The sequence below is a fragment of the Mucilaginibacter sp. 3215 genome, assembly GCF_050433785.1.
Lineage (GTDB): Bacteria > Bacteroidota > Bacteroidia > Sphingobacteriales > Sphingobacteriaceae > Mucilaginibacter.
Map to the genome: position 1 here is coordinate 1 of NZ_JBNPWO010000026.1, position 16,696 is coordinate 16,696.

16 protein-coding genes and 1 tRNA gene are annotated in these 16,696 nt (G+C 43.1%); 9 read left to right on the forward strand and 8 right to left on the reverse strand.

Annotation, left to right across the window (positions count from 1 at the left end):
* Positions 1 to 15: 15 nt before the first annotated feature.
* Positions 16 to 90, reverse strand: a tRNA-Glu gene (locus ABIC84_RS25535).
* Between the two features lie 193 nt (positions 91 to 283).
* Here ABIC84_RS25535 and ABIC84_RS25540 point away from each other — a divergent pair.
* The 6 genes from ABIC84_RS25540 to ABIC84_RS25565 are packed head-to-tail and all read left to right on the forward strand — an operon-like array spanning position 284 to position 6,665.
* Entirely contained in the window at positions 284 to 565 is a 282-nt protein-coding gene (locus tag ABIC84_RS25540; protein ID WP_091173371.1) for a DUF427 domain-containing protein, read from the forward strand.
* A 4-nt stretch (positions 566 to 569) separates the two neighbouring features.
* A complete protein-coding gene (locus ABIC84_RS25545; protein WP_429265410.1) occupies positions 570 to 1,955 on the forward strand; it encodes a mercuric reductase in 1,386 nt (461 codons plus the stop codon).
* A gap of 10 nt (positions 1,956 to 1,965) precedes the next feature.
* Positions 1,966 to 2,928, forward strand: coding sequence for an ABC transporter ATP-binding protein (locus ABIC84_RS25550; RefSeq protein ID WP_429265411.1), 963 nt, complete (start codon positions 1,966 to 1,968; stop codon positions 2,926 to 2,928).
* Positions 2,921 to 4,492 carry an ABC transporter permease/substrate-binding protein gene (locus ABIC84_RS25555; protein WP_429265412.1) on the forward strand — a complete coding sequence of 524 codons (1,572 nt, stop codon included), beginning with the start codon at positions 2,921 to 2,923 and terminating at the stop codon, positions 4,490 to 4,492. Before ABIC84_RS25550 ends, ABIC84_RS25555 begins: the two co-directional genes overlap by 8 nt.
* A 5-nt stretch (positions 4,493 to 4,497) precedes the next feature.
* The gene (gene egtB, locus ABIC84_RS25560; RefSeq protein ID WP_429265413.1) at positions 4,498 to 5,649 is read left to right on the forward strand and encodes an ergothioneine biosynthesis protein EgtB; all 1,152 of its coding nucleotides are present in this window, start codon (positions 4,498 to 4,500) and stop codon (positions 5,647 to 5,649) included.
* A gap of 26 nt (positions 5,650 to 5,675) precedes the next feature.
* Positions 5,676 to 6,665, forward strand: coding sequence for an L-histidine N(alpha)-methyltransferase (locus tag ABIC84_RS25565; RefSeq protein ID WP_426582930.1), 990 nt, complete (start codon positions 5,676 to 5,678; stop codon positions 6,663 to 6,665).
* Positions 6,666 to 6,746: 81 nt separating this feature from the next.
* On the opposite strand, the gene ABIC84_RS25570 is transcribed toward ABIC84_RS25565, so the two are convergent.
* A complete protein-coding gene (locus ABIC84_RS25570) occupies positions 6,747 to 7,568 on the reverse strand; it encodes a phytanoyl-CoA dioxygenase family protein (RefSeq protein ID WP_426582928.1) in 822 nt (273 codons plus the stop codon).
* A 124-nt stretch (positions 7,569 to 7,692) separates the two neighbouring features.
* On the opposite strand from ABIC84_RS25570, the gene ABIC84_RS25575 reads away from it, so the two are divergent.
* The gene (locus tag ABIC84_RS25575; protein ID WP_373615734.1) at positions 7,693 to 8,586 is read left to right on the forward strand and encodes an AraC family transcriptional regulator; all 894 of its coding nucleotides are present in this window, start codon (positions 7,693 to 7,695) and stop codon (positions 8,584 to 8,586) included.
* A 98-nt stretch (positions 8,587 to 8,684) separates the two neighbouring features.
* Here ABIC84_RS25575 and ABIC84_RS25580 read toward each other — a convergent pair whose 3' ends face one another.
* The 4 genes from ABIC84_RS25580 to ABIC84_RS25595 are packed head-to-tail and all read right to left on the reverse strand — an operon-like array spanning position 8,685 to position 11,369.
* A complete protein-coding gene (locus ABIC84_RS25580) occupies positions 8,685 to 9,341 on the reverse strand; it encodes a response regulator transcription factor (protein WP_090533679.1) in 657 nt (218 codons plus the stop codon).
* A gap of 51 nt (positions 9,342 to 9,392) precedes the next feature.
* Complete coding sequence (locus ABIC84_RS25585) at positions 9,393 to 10,199, reverse strand: sensor histidine kinase (protein WP_426582926.1); 807 nt, start codon at positions 10,197 to 10,199, stop codon at positions 9,393 to 9,395.
* A 15-nt stretch (positions 10,200 to 10,214) separates the two neighbouring features.
* Positions 10,215 to 10,862, reverse strand: a complete 648-nt coding sequence (locus ABIC84_RS25590) for a hypothetical protein (RefSeq protein ID WP_426582924.1) — start codon at positions 10,860 to 10,862, stop codon at positions 10,215 to 10,217.
* 18 nt (positions 10,863 to 10,880) lie between these two features.
* Positions 10,881 to 11,369: a hypothetical protein gene (locus ABIC84_RS25595; protein WP_426582922.1), complete on the reverse strand. Its 489-nt coding sequence runs from the start codon at positions 11,367 to 11,369 to the stop codon at positions 10,881 to 10,883.
* Positions 11,370 to 11,723: 354 nt separating this feature from the next.
* Here ABIC84_RS25595 and ABIC84_RS25600 point away from each other — a divergent pair, with 354 nt between their 5' ends.
* Complete coding sequence (locus tag ABIC84_RS25600) at positions 11,724 to 12,665, forward strand: hypothetical protein (protein WP_426582920.1); 942 nt, start codon at positions 11,724 to 11,726, stop codon at positions 12,663 to 12,665.
* Between the two features lie 286 nt (positions 12,666 to 12,951).
* Positions 12,952 to 14,790, forward strand: coding sequence for a hypothetical protein (locus ABIC84_RS25605; protein WP_426582918.1), 1,839 nt, complete (start codon positions 12,952 to 12,954; stop codon positions 14,788 to 14,790).
* A 60-nt stretch (positions 14,791 to 14,850) separates the two neighbouring features.
* Here ABIC84_RS25605 and ABIC84_RS25610 read toward each other — a convergent pair whose 3' ends face one another.
* A complete protein-coding gene (locus tag ABIC84_RS25610; protein WP_110584101.1) occupies positions 14,851 to 15,408 on the reverse strand; it encodes a hypothetical protein in 558 nt (185 codons plus the stop codon).
* A 194-nt stretch (positions 15,409 to 15,602) separates the two neighbouring features.
* Complete coding sequence (locus ABIC84_RS25615) at positions 15,603 to 16,559, reverse strand: methylenetetrahydrofolate reductase (protein ID WP_426582916.1); 957 nt, start codon at positions 16,557 to 16,559, stop codon at positions 15,603 to 15,605.
* Positions 16,560 to 16,696 lie beyond the last annotated feature (137 nt).

The window sequence follows — 16,696 nt, forward strand, 5'->3', positions numbered from 1 at the left end:
AGGTTTCGTGTCTTGTGGTAGCCCGTAGGGGAATCGAACCCCTGTTTGAAGAATGAAAATCTCCTGTCCTAACCCCTAGACGAACGGGCCTTTTTATTGTTTCCCTTGATTTGGGATTGCAAAGATAGAGTTTAAATAATAAAATTAAAATAAACAATAAAAAAAATCCAAATCGTTGATGAAAGTTATTGTATATCAATTAAATAAAATAAAAAATTAAGATGGGACTTGCAAACTTTGCCGGGTTAAAGCTATCTTTATTCCATAAATCAATCATCTTTTTATGAAAGCTATCTGGAATAACCAGGTCATTGCCGAAAGCAATGACACTATTGTTGTTGAAAATAATCATTATTTCCCTAAAGAAAGTGTTAAGGCCGAGTACCTTAAACCGTCCGACGTGCATACAACCTGCCCGTGGAAGGGACTGGCATCATATTATTCCCTCGAAGTAGACGGCAAAGAAAATCAGGATGCTGCCTGGTATTATCCTGAACCAAAGGATGCCGCAAAAAACATTACCAACTATGTGGCGTTTTGGAAGGGCGTGAAAATTACCGAATAAAGCTATGAAAACATACGATGCCATTGTTATAGGCGCCGGTCAGGCCGGCGCCCCATTAGCCAAAAAATTGGCTAATGCCGGAAAAAAGACTGTTATAATTGAGAAACGATTTTATGGCGGTACTTGCGTTAACGATGGCTGTACGCCTACTAAAACCATGGTTGCTTCGGCAAAGGCGGCTTACATGGCCGGTAAAAGTTATGAATTGGGCGTGCCGGTAAAAAAGTTTTCGGTGGATCTTGCCGCCATAAAAAAGCGTAAAGACGATATCGTATTACGCTCGCGTAATGGCGGACTAAAATCTGCCGAAAAAACACAAAACCTTGATGTGGTGTTGGGCGAGGCGACTTTTACCGGCGAAAAAACGGTTGAGGTTAAGCTTAATAGCGGTAAAAAGCAAACGATTACTGCCAATCTTATCTTTTTAAACCCCGGCGCGCTGCCTTTGATTCCCGAAATTGAGGGATTGAATGAGATAAAATATCTCAACTCAACCACCATACTTGATTTGGAAGAAGTACCAGAGCATCTGCTTGTGCTTGGCGGAAATTACATTGGACTGGAGTTTGGGCAAATGTTTCGGCGGTTTGGCAGCAAGGTTACCATTTTAGAAAAATCGGAGCGGATAGTTTCGCATGAGGATGAGGATATTTCGGCAGAGATGCAAAAGATCCTCGAACTGGAGAAAATCGAGGTACTTAATAATGCTCAGGCTGTTAAGTTTAAACAAAAAGCCGGCGGCAAAATAACAGCGACGATAGCTCAAAAAGGAGAGGAGCGAAAAATTAAATGCACCCATGTATTGGTGGCCATCGGCCGCAAACCGCAAACGGGGGCTTTGAATTTGCCCATCGCAGGGATTGAAACGGATGAGCATGGTAATATCAGGGTGAACGATAAGCTGGAAACCTCAGCCGCTGGTGTTTATGCACTTGGTGACGCAAAGGGAGGCCCGGCGTTTACACACATTTCCTACAACGATTATACCATTGTTTACCGTAACCTTTTTGAAAAAACGGATTATAACATCCAGGATCGTCCGGTGCCTTATTGCATGTTTACCGATCCGCAACTGGGCAGGATCGGTTTGGATGAAACGGGGGCAAAAAAGCTGGGTATTAAATATAAAGTAGCAAAACTGCCCATGGCCCATGTGGCGCGTGCTATTGAAACCGGCGATACACGTGGTTTTATGAAAGCCATTGTTGATCCGGATACAAAAAAGATCTTAGGTGCTACCGTACTTGGCCCCGAGGGCGGAGAAATCATGACTGTGCTGCAAATGGCTATGGAAGGTGGGATCACTTATGACAGGATCCGCTATTGTGTTTTTGCCCACCCGTTGTATTCCGAATCACTGAATAACCTTTTCATGACCCTTGGGGATTAAACCAGCGCGCATGATCAAGTTTGATAAGGTAAGCAAACATTTTGGCGGAGTTAAAGCGGTTGATGGGGTATCTTTCGAGGTAGAGGAGCAGGAGAACCTCATTTTGTTAGGTACCAGCGGCTGCGGTAAAACCACCACGCTAAAAATGATCAACCGGCTTACTGAGCCAACCAAAGGCAGTATTTACATTGATGGTAAAAACATCATGGAGCAGCAGCCAGAAACCTTGCGCCGCGGAATTGGCTATGTATTGCAAAATAACGGCTTGTTTCCGCATTATACGGTTGCTGAAAATATAGCGGTTGTTCCTAACCTGTTAAAATGGGATAAGCAGAAAACTGAAAAGCGCACGGCCGAGCTAATGGAAAAACTCCACCTCGACGCTTCGTATCTGAATATTTACCCTAACGAACTGAGCGGTGGCCAGCAGCAGCGCATCGGCCTGGCAAGGGCATTGGTGTCGGACCCGCCGGTGTTGCTGATGGACGAGCCTTTTGGCGCGCTGGATAATGTTACCCGCTCAAAGATTCATGCCGAATTTAAAGCCCTTGATGAGCTTAAGCGTAAAACCATTATCATGGTAACGCATGATGTGCAGGAAGCTTTTGAACTGGGTGACAGGATCTGCCTGATGGATAAAGGGAAAATTGTACAGTCGGGCACACCGGCCCAGTTACTTTTTAACCCCGTTAACGATTTTGTAAAGGATTTTCTGAAACATCAGCGCCTGCAACTGGAATTTAAGGCCATTAAGCTGATCGATCTCTGGGAGCCGCTGCCTGAATTGAACAAAGAAGCAAAAGCCTCGTCATTTAATGCTGGTACTAACCTGTGGGAGGCCCTGGAGAGTTTTAAATTTAATAACGGCGAAACCATTAATATCAGCAAAGATCAAAACCAGGTTAAAACGGTAAGCTTTGAACAGCTGATGACGGCCTTTTATCAATATAAAAACCATCAGGCCCATGAATGAGCAGCAGCAAACCTTATGGCAGTTTATGCAGCAGCAGTCGGGCAAGCTGCAGGAGCAAACCCTGCAGCATATCGGGCTTACTTTTATTTCGTTGTGCATAGCTGTATTGGTTGGCTTGCCGCTGGGCATTCTTATTGTTCGTAAAAAACAATTATCAGGCATAGTTTTAGGTATTGCAGGAGTACTGCAAACAATTCCCAGTATAGCGTTGCTTGGTTTCATGATCCCGCTTTTAGGGATTGGTCCTAAGCCAGCCATTGTTGCATTATTGCTATACGCACTTCTACCCATTATCCGCAACACCTACACGGGCATTTTAGGGGTTGATGCGTCGGTTAAAGAAGCTGCTGTTGCTATGGGGATGAGCAAATGGCAAATACTGTTTAAGGTAGAATTGCCCCTGGCTATGCCGGTAATATTTGCGGGCATCCGCACGGCTACGGTGATCAACGTGGGCGTGGCAACACTGGCTTCGCTTATTGCAGCCGGTGGTTTGGGCGAGTTTATTTTCGGTGGGATCTCACTTAATAATACCAACATGATCCTGGCGGGAGCAATTCCTTCGGCGCTGCTGGCAGTTGTTTTTGATTTGCTGTTATCGATGATACAAAAGATCAGCTTTAAAAAGTTGAAGCGTTTTTTATATGTATTCCCGGTATTGCTGGTAGTATTCTGCCTGTTCTATATCATCCCGGCAAAATCAAAAGGAAAGCTTACCGCGGGTTTTACGCCCGAATTTATGGGCAGGCAGGACGGCGACCTCGGCCTCCGGAGCAAATACGGCTTAAAGATCCATACCATCGTGATCAGCGATGCTGTAATGTATAAGGCTGCATTTGAAAAGCACCTGGATGTAATTAGTGGCTATTCAACAGATGGCAGGCTAAAAGCTTACGATTTGGTTGTACTGGATGATGATAAGCACATTTTTCCGCCATACTATGCGGCGCCAATTGTGCGCGATGATGTCCTGAAAAAAATTCCTGACCTTGAGCCGACATTAAACCTGCTTTCGGGCAAAATAAATGATTCAGTCATGACGGTTTTAAATTACCGTACCGACTATCTTCACCAAAGCCCCGAGCGTGTTGCTAAGGATTTTTTGGTTGCCAATAAATTATGGCGGCCGGAACGGGGCGGGAACGATGGTATAGTGCGGATAGGTTCAAAGATATTTGGTGAACAATACATCCTGGCCAATATGTACAGCATGCTGATAAAGGGTTATACAGATCATGATGTATCAACCAAAACAGGCCTTGGCGGCACCAAAATTTGTTTTGACGCGCTAACCAATAACCAGATAGATTTTTATCCGGAATATACGGGGACGGGTTTGCTGGCCATTTTACAGGCATCTCCAAAAACGGTTAATGAGGTAACAATAAACAGGGATAGCACATATAATTACGTACAGCGACAGTTTGAAAGTAAATATCAGATAAAATGGCTTAAGCCAATAGGTTTTAACAATGCTTACGCTTTAATGATGAGGCGACAGCAGGCCAGGCAATTGGGGATTAAAACAATTTCAAACTTAAAACAGTTTTTGGATAAGAAATAACATCGATGGATTTAATAGCCCGGTACAAAGAGGTACGCCAACGTACAGAAAAAATTTGCTCGTATTTGCAAACCGAAGACTACGTGGTACAGCCTGTGGTGGACGTTAGTCCGCCTAAATGGCACATTGGTCACGTTACCTGGTTTTTTGAAACGTTTATCCTCAAGCCTTACTTTATGGGCTACCAGGAGTATAACCCTGATTACAACTACGTTTTTAACAGCTACTATGAAACTGTTGGTGCACGGGTAATCCGTACCGACCGCGGCAACCTTAGCCGCCCTACAGTTATTGAAATCTATGGATATCGCAAATACGTAGATGAGGCAATGGAAGGCTTTTTAAGTGGCGACGTAAGTGACGATGTTAAAGAACTACTGATCCTCGGTTTTAACCACGAGGAGCAGCACCAGGAGCTTTTAATGACCGATATTAAATTCATACTGGGCCATAATCCGTTGTTTCCTGCCTATAATAAAAATTATACAGCGCCTCATGTTGATGAAGGGGAGGATGATGCTTTTATCAGCATGGATGAAGGCATTTATGAAATAGGCTTTAACGGCGATGGCTTTTGTTTTGACAATGAACTCAACCGCCATAAAGTATACCTCAATGCCTATGAAATAAATTCCAAACTGGTAAACAATGCCGAATACCTGGAATTTATTAACAGCGGCGGTTATCATGATTTCCGGCACTGGCATGCCGAAGGCTGGGATTGGGTGAAAACCAATAAAGCAGAAGCGCCTTTGTATTGGCATTTGGTAGATAATGAATGGCATAATTATACCTATCACGGCTTAGAGCCATTGCATTTAAAAGATCCCGTTACACATATCAGCTATTTTGAAGCTTACGCTTATGCATCGTGGAAAGGACTGAGATTGCCAACGGAGTTTGAATGGGAAGCGGCATCGTCGAAATTTAACTGGGGTCGCCGCTGGGAGTGGACAGAAAGTTCCTACCTTCCTTACCCGGGTTTTGCCAAGGCGCCGGGTGCCATAGGCGAATACAATGGCAAGTTTATGGTTAATCAGAAAGTGCTGCGCGGCGCGTCAGAAGTTACACCTCCGGGTCATAGTCGTGCAACATATCGCAATTTTTTTCAGACAAATTTACGATGGCAATTTACTGGCATAAGACTTGCGAGGTAAATTGACACAAAAACACCACCACATCTATGAACCAAGCCTTTACACCCACAGCCGTAAATTGTGACATAAGCGCCGAAAACAGGCAGTTTTATGCCGATGTTATTGCTGGGCTGCAATCGGAGCCAAAGCACCTCAATTCAAAGTATTTTTATGATGCCAATGGCGATAAGCTGTTCCAGGAGCTCATGAACTGCCCTGAATACTATCCGACTAACTGCGAACTGGAGATCTTTTCAGAAAAAACCGCTGAAATCTGCGATGCGCTAATTGCCGATGGAGATGCTTTTGACCTGATAGAACTTGGTGCTGGTGATGCCACAAAATCCTCTTACCTGCTTAAATATCTGCTGGATAAAAAGGCTGATTTTACCTATTTGCCTATTGATATCTCAGATAATGTAATATCATATCTCAATATAACCCTGCCCGTAACTTTGCCCGGCTTAAAGATCACCGGACTAAATGGCGAATATTTTGAGATGCTGAAAAAGGCCGCCGCTATTTCGCCAAGGCGTAAAGTGGTGCTGTTTTTAGGTTCAAACATTGGCAATATGCCACTTGATGGGGCCATAGAGTTTTGCCGTGAGCTAAGGAATAACCTATCAGAAGGGGATATGGTGTTAATTGGTATGGACCTGAAGAAGGACCCCAGGGTTATCCTTGCGGCTTATAATGACAAAGATGGTATTACCCGCGAGTTTAATCTCAACCTGTTACGCCGCATTAACCGCGAGCTGCATGCTAATTTTGATATAAGCAAGTTTGAACATTATCCAACCTACGATCCCGAAACCGGAGCCTGCAAAAGCTACCTCATTAGTTTGCAAGATCAGCAGGTAAGCATCGGCAACGAAAAAATAGATTTCAAGAAGGATGAATACATCTATATGGAGATCTCCCAAAAGTTCACCCTTATGCAAACCGATCAGATAGCCATAAACACGGGCTTTCAGCCGGTAGGCCAGTTTTTTGATACCAAAAAATGGTTTATAGACGCGGTTTGGGTGGCGGCGTAACCTCACCCAACCCTCTCCAAAGGAGAGGGCTTTTAACAGCTATTTTAAAGTCTCCCCCTTTGGGGGAGGTTTAGAGGGGGGTCAGAGCACCTTCGGGTTCAACTCCGAATCAATCAGCCCGCCGATAGGCTTACCCATAAGCCATTTTTGATGATCATTTTTTTGCCATTCGTTTTTGTAAGGGGTGACGCGGGCGCCATCGGCTACATAAATGATAGTCATGATCTCACGCATTTTATCTGAGTTGTTGCCGGGAGCATTGTGAATGGTGAAGCCCCGGTGCCAGGTTGCGTCGCCCGCCTTCATGGTTTGGGCACGGGTTATTTCAAATCCTTTCTCTTTCACATACTCGTCAAATGCTGATTCCGATTCGTCAGAAATTTCATGGTTAAATACAGCGCCATTAACGTATGAGCCCGAGGCAAAGGTCAGCATACCCATGTTTACATCAATATCAACCAGGGGCATCCAAAGGGTTACCGTGTTGTTGGTATCGATAGGCCAGTAGTACTGGTCCTGGTGCCATGGGGTAGGGCCGCCGCCGGGCTCTTTAAATAGCGCCTGGTCATGATAAATGCGTACATTTTCAACTCCCATCAGGTCGGCGGCAATTTTGGCCAGGCGTTTGGCCATTACAAACGTTTTAACATCTTCATCAACCTGCCAAAGGTTCATGATCTGCAAAAAGGCTTTTCCGTAAGTGTCGCGTTCGTCCAGTTTGCGCTTTTCGGTGTTGTACCTGTCGGCCGCGCCAACAATTACGGGGCGATAGGCAGCAATTTCATCTTTTGTAAGCACTTCGTGTACAAGGGTATGGCCTTTTTCTCGAAATTCATTAATATTGTGGTTGGATAGTTTTATAAAATTATCAAGTGACGGTAAATGAGCGATCTGTGTATCCATAGTTTTTAGGTTTATATTTCAAAGTAAGGTTAACTTTAGTTGAAAAAAAATGAAATGAATGGTACATTTATGGATGATTTTATCCGTAATTTGAATTAGAATTTTATTTACGTTAAAATATGCAATGATAAAAGCGTCGTACGAAGTTCTTCAGCCTACAAATACACAGTCATTTCTTGTGCGGAAATTTGATAAGCTGGCATTTGATGCCCCCTACCATTTTCACGAAGAATATGAATTGACATGTATTATCAGCGGCACCGGCAAACGCTATGTTGGCAGCCACATGGAAGATTTTGCGTCCGGCGATCTGGTGTTGCTTGGTTCCAATCTGCCGCATTGCTGGAAACTTGAACCCAATGAAACAGTGCTTCGCGAGGCAAGCGCGGTGGTGATCCAATTTAATGATGCTTTTTTGGGCGAAGAGTTTTTTAACAAATTTGAGCTTCAGCTCATCAAAAAACTTTTTCAGCAAAGCGGTTGCGGGGTGTCATTTTATGGCGAAACGCGTGCCGAGGTTAACAAACTGCTGCTTAGCCTGGTTGAAGAGAAAAGCAATTTCAGGATGCTGATAGGTTTGCTCGAGATCCTGCACCGTATGGCTTCATCAGAAGAGTACGTGCTGCTCGATCAGAACCGCATTATTGGCGAGCGCTCAAATACCGAGCGTGAGCGTATTAACCCGGTATTTGCTTACCTGGTTGAAAATTTCAGAAACCACGTATCATTAGATAAAGCGGCCGGTATTGCCAATATGACCCCGAATGCTTTTTGCAAATACTTTAAAAAAGTTACCCGCAAAACATTCATGGAAACTATAATTGAGTACCGCCTTAATTATGCCATACAGCAACTGGTGCAAACAGATAAGCCTATTTCAGAGATCTCCTATGAGAGCGGCTTTGGCGATGTATCGCACTTTTATAAAATGTTTAAAGCTAAAATGAACCTGAGCCCGCTTAATTACCGCAAAAGGTTTATGCGCAACCTGGCCGGCGATAAAAAGCTATCAGCGTAATTAAGTATTAAGCCGGAAGTCTTTAGTCAGAAGTCGGTCAGGCCTTGTACTTCTTACTTATAATTAATGACTTAAGGCTTAAAACTTAGGACTGACGACTAATTTACACTAATAATGCCGCGTTTAATAGCGTAAATAACCAACCCTACTAAATTTTTCGATCCGGTTTTTTCAAACAGCCTTGCGCGGTAACCTTCAACAGTGCGCACACTCAGGAAAATTTTATCTGCTATCTCCTGGTTGGAGCATTCTTGGCAAACCAGTTTAAGCACTTCAATTTCGCGCTCGTTAAGGTCGGTTTTGTTATTGGGGATATTATCGGCGTGGTCGTTACCTACCAGCTGTTTGATGAGCGTTATAGAGAGATGTTCATTAAAATAAAAACCTTTGTTATAAACGGTTGATACAGCCTCGATGATCTCTTCCGGTTCGGCATTTTTAAGCAGGTAGCCCGATGCGCCGGCTTTCATCATATCCACAATGTATTTGTCTTCATTAAACATGGATAATGCCAGGATCTTAATGTCCTTAAAATGCTGATGGACATAGGTGGCGGTTTGGATGCCGTCCATTTCGGGCATTTTAATATCCATCAATATAACATCGGGGGTTTTGTCGGTCAATAAGCCTATCAGCTCTTTGCCGTTCGAAGCTTCGAGTACCAGCTCAAAACCTCCGCAATCCTCAAGGGTAGCTTTTAAACCATTTCTGAAAATTTTATGGTCGTCTACTATACCTAATTTAATTGGGCCCATAGGTTGTTAACAAGATTCAAATTATCAATAAATATAGACTATTGATTTTAACTATGCTACTTTTAATTTAATGATACTGATTGCCCCGCTAAGCGGTTTGCTGTACGTATTTATTTCGCCATTAATGAGTTGCACGCGGCTTTGTAAATTTTTAAGACCGAAACCCTGCTTAACATCGTCCATATTAAAGCCTTTACCGTTATCCTTAAACTCCATAATGAGGTAACCGGCTTGTAAGGCCATATTAAGGTTTATCACCGTAGCTTCCGAGTGTTTGATAGCATTACCAAACAACTCCTGAGCTATGCGGTACAGTGCCAGTTCAATTTCATTAGAGAAGCGCTTATCGGCAAAATTTTTAGTGAAATTAACTTTGATATGGGTGTTGTTTTCCACCTTGGTGCACAGCGCCTCAACAGCAATCAGCAATCCATAGTCGGTAAGTATAGGGGGCAGCACATTTTGTATAATGTTCCTGATCTCCTGGATGCACTCATCGGCCAGTTTGCGAGTATCTATCAGCAGGGGCTGGCTTACCTCGCTCACGCAATTTTTGTCCAGCCGGTGCAGGTTAAGCTTGATTGCCGAAAGCACCTGGCCTACGCTGTCGTGCAGGTCTTCGGCCAGGCGTCTGCGTTCACTTTCCTGGGTTTCAAAAACGGCGTTCATGAGGTCGGTTTGACGTGCATCATGCATGGCGCGTAGCTCTGCTTGGTTTTTAAGCATTCTCCGCTGGTAAATAATCACGAAGAAAAATAAAAAGCCGATCAATATAACAACTACGAGTGTCCCGATGATGAGTACCGGGATTAAGCCATTTTGGGTTATCTCTAAAATAGGGCTGTTATACATGATCATAATATGCAAACCTGCTTATGCCTTTTTTTGTGGCCTGCAAAGCAGTGCGACAGAGTATATTAGATTCGTAATAATATTAGTTATGCTAAAGATAACATAATAATCTGCTTTATCCTTATCAGGTATCTTGCTAAAAAGCATAAATAAAAAGATATTGACTGCTGAGTAAAATAGCACGCCTGAATTAAACCAAAATAAACCTTGTTTTTCAATATGAATAAAGGTTTGTGGATTTAAAAGCTGATAGAAGTATATAAGCGATAATACTATTAGTAAAAGACTTGATGTTGTATTCGAAACCGATGGATAATCGAAAGGATGCCTCGCATAATACAATACAATACTAATTGTCGAAGCTGCTAATATTAATGTTATTATTTTCAGTATCGAATTTCTAAACAAATTATAGTAGATAATACCAAAGAAAATAATGCTAATTGTAACATAAACATGAAGTAATGGATTGGTGTTTAATGGATGTCCTGTATATGGTTTGAAAGCGAAAGCCAACCATTGACCAAAATCAAAAAGACTTGATATTAGCAAAAATAGTGACAATGTTTTCATTAGTCTATCCAGCCCCTTGTAATTATAGGCAGCGGCCAATAGCGGGACAACGCCAGAAATTACTGATATTTTAGATAATAATAGGGCGACATCCATGGTATTTAGGATAGATATCTAATCGTTTGTAAGTATATTTTGTGGGCATCCAGATGTTCCAGGGCATGGCATAGCCTGTTCACCAACAATATTGTCATTTTCGGCTGTCATGAGTGCGAAGGTTTGAACACCTTTGGCAAACTCTTTAGCCGCTGCTGATTTATTGCCTGGAAGTTGATCCTCTCCATCAGCCGTTACCCCAGTGATTATGAAATGCTGCTGCCCGCTAACATTGGCGATAACAGATAAAAGGAAATTGCTTACAGAAACCCAAAACTTTTGCCAGCTATTAAGTTTTTGATCGTTGGCATAATAGATACGGATGCCCATGCAGCCATCTTGCTTTAATATGGTGTTTAATATTTCCTGTCCGAAAAATTGTGATATGATATCTTTTGGATTACGATGCCTGTGATTCTTTGTCCATTCGGCGGCCAGGTTGATATCAATCGGTGCGCCTTCTTTGCCGGTGATAGGTGATGATGGTCTTCTTTCTTGTGTTTCCATAAAAATAATAGCGTGTAGGGATTTTTTTGTATAAAACTAATACTAATAAGTATCTCTCTCAATGAGATGCCCCGGCCATATAGGTTGTGATAGGTTTTTGATTTGGTTTTATGTTGTTGGTTATTAGTGAATTACAAATTAGATGCGTTTTATTACCCGCGTATTATACGTATTTTTACGTATCAGAAACTGTAATCTTACGTGGCATGAAATTGCTGGTTATATAGGTATTTTGTGCTTAAATAATCCTGTTTTTCAGGATGCAAAAAAGTTTTTAATATAATATCTAAATATGGATATTGTTTATTAAATTGCTTTTGGTAATAATATCACAAAAACCTAAAACCCGATTTTATGAAACAAGAAATGCTAATTACACAGATCAGCCCTGATCAGGTAGGCGAGTTCATCAGCGAAAGCTTCTACTTAGAATTAACCGAAAATTTTCATCAGAAGTTCCCTACAGAAGTTAAGTCGGTAATGCTTAGCCGCACAGCTGTTGAAACTGTTTTAAGCGGCGAAAACGTATCCGGTATCAAGTTTATGAACGGCCTTGAAGATGCCAATGATCCATCATCAAGAATGCTGGTACTGATCCCCTGTAATTACACAATAACAGCCAGCTTGCCTAACTCTATTATCAACCAGCATGGTTTTATGACTAACACTGGTGAAGTTATTTCATTGGAGAGAACATGGCAGGTACTGTTTAATCACGTATTGAATTTTAAGAAGCTTGATCCGGCTATGGGTTATACCCAAATTAACCGTGGATCATTTATGGGTAGGGTACGGTTGTCCGAATTTTTAAAGAATACTGCTTGTGATGATTTTATTTATCATTTTGGGCACCTGATGGAAGAAAATCTACCTTATAAGCTTATTATTCAGCCATCAGATGGTATGAGAATGTATGTGGAGCAAGCTGTGCCTTGCCCGGGCACTGCTGGTTGTCCCGCTGTTACGACTTCAAATGACCCATGCGCCCTTACCCGTATTACAACTACCATGTTAGGCACAGAAGCCGAAGGCCAGTTAAATACACTTCGCGCTTTTCGCGATAAAATATTGACCGAAAAGTTTAGCGGTGTGGAAGTTGAAAAGTACTACACTATTTCGGCATCACTGCTGGAAGCTATCGATAAAACACCAAACCAAGAGGCGATATTTAAAGGCCTGTACGATAAATATATTGCTACATCGCTTAACGCGATAAACCAAAATGATGAGGAAACTGCTTTCTTGCTGTTTCAGGAAGCTATGCAACACCTCACCGAAACATATCTGTATCAATAACAACCTAAAATGTGATTGCAAAGCGTCTTTCCTGCCCGGAAAGGCGCTTTCTTTTTTATACCGAAATTTCCCTTAAAACGTAATTCTACGTTTAGCTCATGTTGATGATACGCTTTTATATCACGTACAAGCACAGGCTATAATAGCGTACTGGCAACGTTGATTGCGCAGCCGTTTTACCCAACCTTTGACTCAGCAAATGAGCTGGACATCAGCCTGCTTGCGGTGGAGTATGCTGAAAATCCAGTTTAAAGAGTAAGCCGGTACAAATACTAATCAAAAACTTATGAACTACATTATTAAAGGGAACCTGCGCGGTTTATTATGTTCAGACTGCGAACTGCCCGTTGCGGGTACATCGGTAAAAGTTTATCGCCCTTCCGATCAGCAAAATGAAACCCGGCTTGCTGTAGCCGATCCCAAACAAACATTTCACCAGGTAAATGATGATGAACTGAAAGCCAAGGAACGGATGTTCATCACCCATGCCGATGTGCAGGAAAACGGCGATTTTACTATAGAAATTGACGGCGGCAAATCAGGCTATGAAGGCGGCAGCATTGATGTGGACTGGTACTGCGGCAATGTTCCTTTCAAAATTCCGCTGCCTAAAAATGAACCGCTATTACAGTTCCACATTACTACACTGCAACCCATTTATAAAAGCAGCCAGGAAAATGTCCAATACGCAAGATTTGATTATGAAATAGATGCCAAATGGTTTTGCCGCATCCTTACCTTATTGGACATTTGGGTAGTTTGCGGTTATGTAAACGATTGTGAAACCCAAAAGCCAATTCCCGGTGTTAAAGTTTTTGCCTATGATGTAGACCTGCTGCAAGACGATTATTTGGGTAACGCCTATACCGATAACAACGGCAAGTTCACTATCGTATATCCCGGTGACAATTTTAGGAAAACCTTATTGCCATGGCTCAATGTAGAATGGCCTGCCGGTCCGGACTATTATTTCAGGGTTGAAAGTTCATCTGGCACTGTACTGCTGGCCGAAGACCGTACCCGGGGCCGCCAGAACGACAGGCATAATGCCAACAACTGTTTCTGCGTAAAACTGTGCATTAAAGGCGGCGGCATCATTACCAGCGATATACCATGGTTTACCGCGGTTGGGAATTTCAGCATTACATCTGATATTGATGGCAGCGGTAAAACCCTTATGAGCAAATTTGGAGCGGGCGGCACAGGATACGGTTTCTTTGGTTCGGTTAAGCTGGGGGGCTACGCCACCAAGAAAGTGCCCACCGCGCCGGCCAGCCCACTTTATTACCGCTTTTTGTTTTCTACCGATAACTTGAACTTCAGCCCGGTAACTACCGCCCAGATGGAAGCTACAGCCTTAAAAGTTGCCACCCGGCAAATCACCTGGAATGGTACAACTGCCTTTCAGGATGTAGTGATCGATATCAATAAACCTGCTTCTGTGCCCGATAGCGTTCCTGCAGATAATTATCCTAATCCGATCCCGGATCATGTGCTGCACCCTGACGCCAATGGCTGGGTACGTGTTGATCAGCCTGCATTGGATAATGGTTTTTATGGATCGCTGTTTTATTTAAACACTACTACCATTATTGGAGGCGGCGATGCCAGCGCCGGGTTAACGCCTGGTTTAGCTGTGCCTGTGGCAGATCAGAAAAACGGCAGAATGTTATACATCCAATTTCAAACTACTGACGATCCGGCTAATGCCACTTCGCCAAACCTGAATACGCAATCGCTTATCGGCAAGATCTATGTTAACAACTGGAACGAAGTAAACCTGCTGAAGCTGGAAGAACTTTTTGCCGGCGGGGGCAGTGGCTGCACTCCGGTAAGCGGAACCGCCCATGCCGATTACACAGTTGATCATGAACTGATTGCCAGCTGGTCGCTGGGTGTATGGTCAAACGCTACGGGTACGGTCAGCGGTTTGCCCAGTGGCACAACTCCGCGCGGAGACGCTAAGAAATTTGACATGGCCTCGCCGTCACCATTTGTTTTAACTCCTCCTTTTAGCGCATGGCCCTCATGCGCCTATAGCCTAACCCTGACAACCTATCGCAAATTAACCACCGGCGAAAGTAACGACTGGGGAAAAACGAACCAGGTTATCTTTTGCAAGTAACCTGCATGTGAACGGGGGAAGAGGGTGCCGTTGCATGTCGGCGCCCTCTCATTTTAACCGTCAAAATAGCCTCAGTATGTACGAAGCCTCGTACAGAATAAAGATGATCACCAAAGCCGCATGAAAGTTTCGGTTCTCCACCTTAATGGCTATCATGCATAATATAAAATGGCTGATGTTGCGGATAGGATATTCGATATTGTAGTGATGCACATAGCTTGGCCCTTTTATTTCGGTATCAATAATATCGAGAAGGTAACTCGCTCCCAAAATGCTGAAGATCCATTTTCGGCGTGAGTAAAAGTAATCTTTGTAGCCCTGATAGTCTTTCAAATCATCAGGATACAGCAGTGCACAAACGCTGTAATAAGTTACTATGTAGATGATGATGAAAAAGTACTCGGCAAAAAGCCAGTGCTTAATTTCATGCAGGCTAATCTCCCACCACCAAAAGTGCAGCAGTAATATAAATACGTAAAGCGTCCATAGGTTATGCACCCAATAAGGTTTATCCCGGCCGGGATGCTGAATTTGTTTGGCTGCACCTTTAAGCAGGTGGGTAATACTAAGGCCCAATGTAATGCTGATAACAGCCTTGATGTGACTAAAAGTATCCATAAGCAGGTGTTAGATTGATAATTAAAAGTAAATATTTTAATTTATGATTCACAACAAGGGCAAAGGTTTATACGGGAAACGCTGTGAAAAAACATGTCATTGCGAGGAGGTACGACGTGGCAATCGCACACTATACAGGGCGGCTGTGCTTCCGTGCGGTTGCCACGCTACGTTCAATGACATATTGGAGAGGGCTAAAATATCGCCTCAGCAATTCGTTTAGTTGGTCCGGCGTTGCTCATGGTATAAAAGTGCAGTACCGGTGCTCCAAAGGCAATTAACTCTTTACACTGGTTAATCATCCATTCAATGCCTACTTCTTTTACTTCCTTTTCGGTGGCACATGCGTGGATGGCATCGCTCAGATCCTCGGGGATATCGATATGGAAGGTTTTTGATAATGTAACCAGTTGTTTTGACGATGTGATTGGTTTCAGGCCCGGAATAATAGGCACATTGATGCCATTGGCCCGGCAGCCATTCACAAACTCTTTGTATTTATCAATATCAAAAAACATTTGGGTTACAATGAACTGCGCACCCATCTCCACCTTTTGTTTCAGATATTTGAAATCGGTTTTAAGGTTAGGGGCCTCAAAATGTTTTTCGGGATAACCGGCAACGCCTACACAGAAATTTGTTTTGGCCGTATTGCCATGATCTTCATGTAAATAAATGCCATTGTTGAGGTTTACCACCTGTTGCAATAAGTCGGTAGCATAGCAATGGCCGTTGGGCGTAGGTACAAATGACGAATCACCAAGGCGGGCGTCACCACGTAATACCAGCACGTTTTCGATGCCTAAAAACTCGAGCTCAATAAGCGCATTTTCAGTTTCATCTTTAGTAAAACCGCCGCAAAGCAGGTGAGGCACGGTATCAACCTTGTACCTGTTCATGATAGCCGCGCAAATGGCAATGGTACCCGGGCGTTTACGGTACGATAATTTTTCGAGCAGACCACTTGGATGCTGCTTGTAAATAAAATCTTCGCGCAGGGTAGTAACGTCAATAAACGGAGGTTTAAACTCCATCAGCGGGTCAATTGCATTATAAATGCCCTGGATGCTCTGCCCCTTTAAAGGCGGGATCAGTTCAAAAGAAAAAAGTGTTTTGCCGTTGGCGTTTGCTATATGTTCAGGTATTTTCATTTGCCCCCTAACCCCCTAAAGGGGGAATTTTTTATTTAAGTTTTATAATTACAATTCGAGTTCCCCTCTTGAGAGGGGGCGCGGTGGATTTGTATGTTGGCAGGGGTGTGTTATGCGGCGTTTATTTTTCGCTTTGT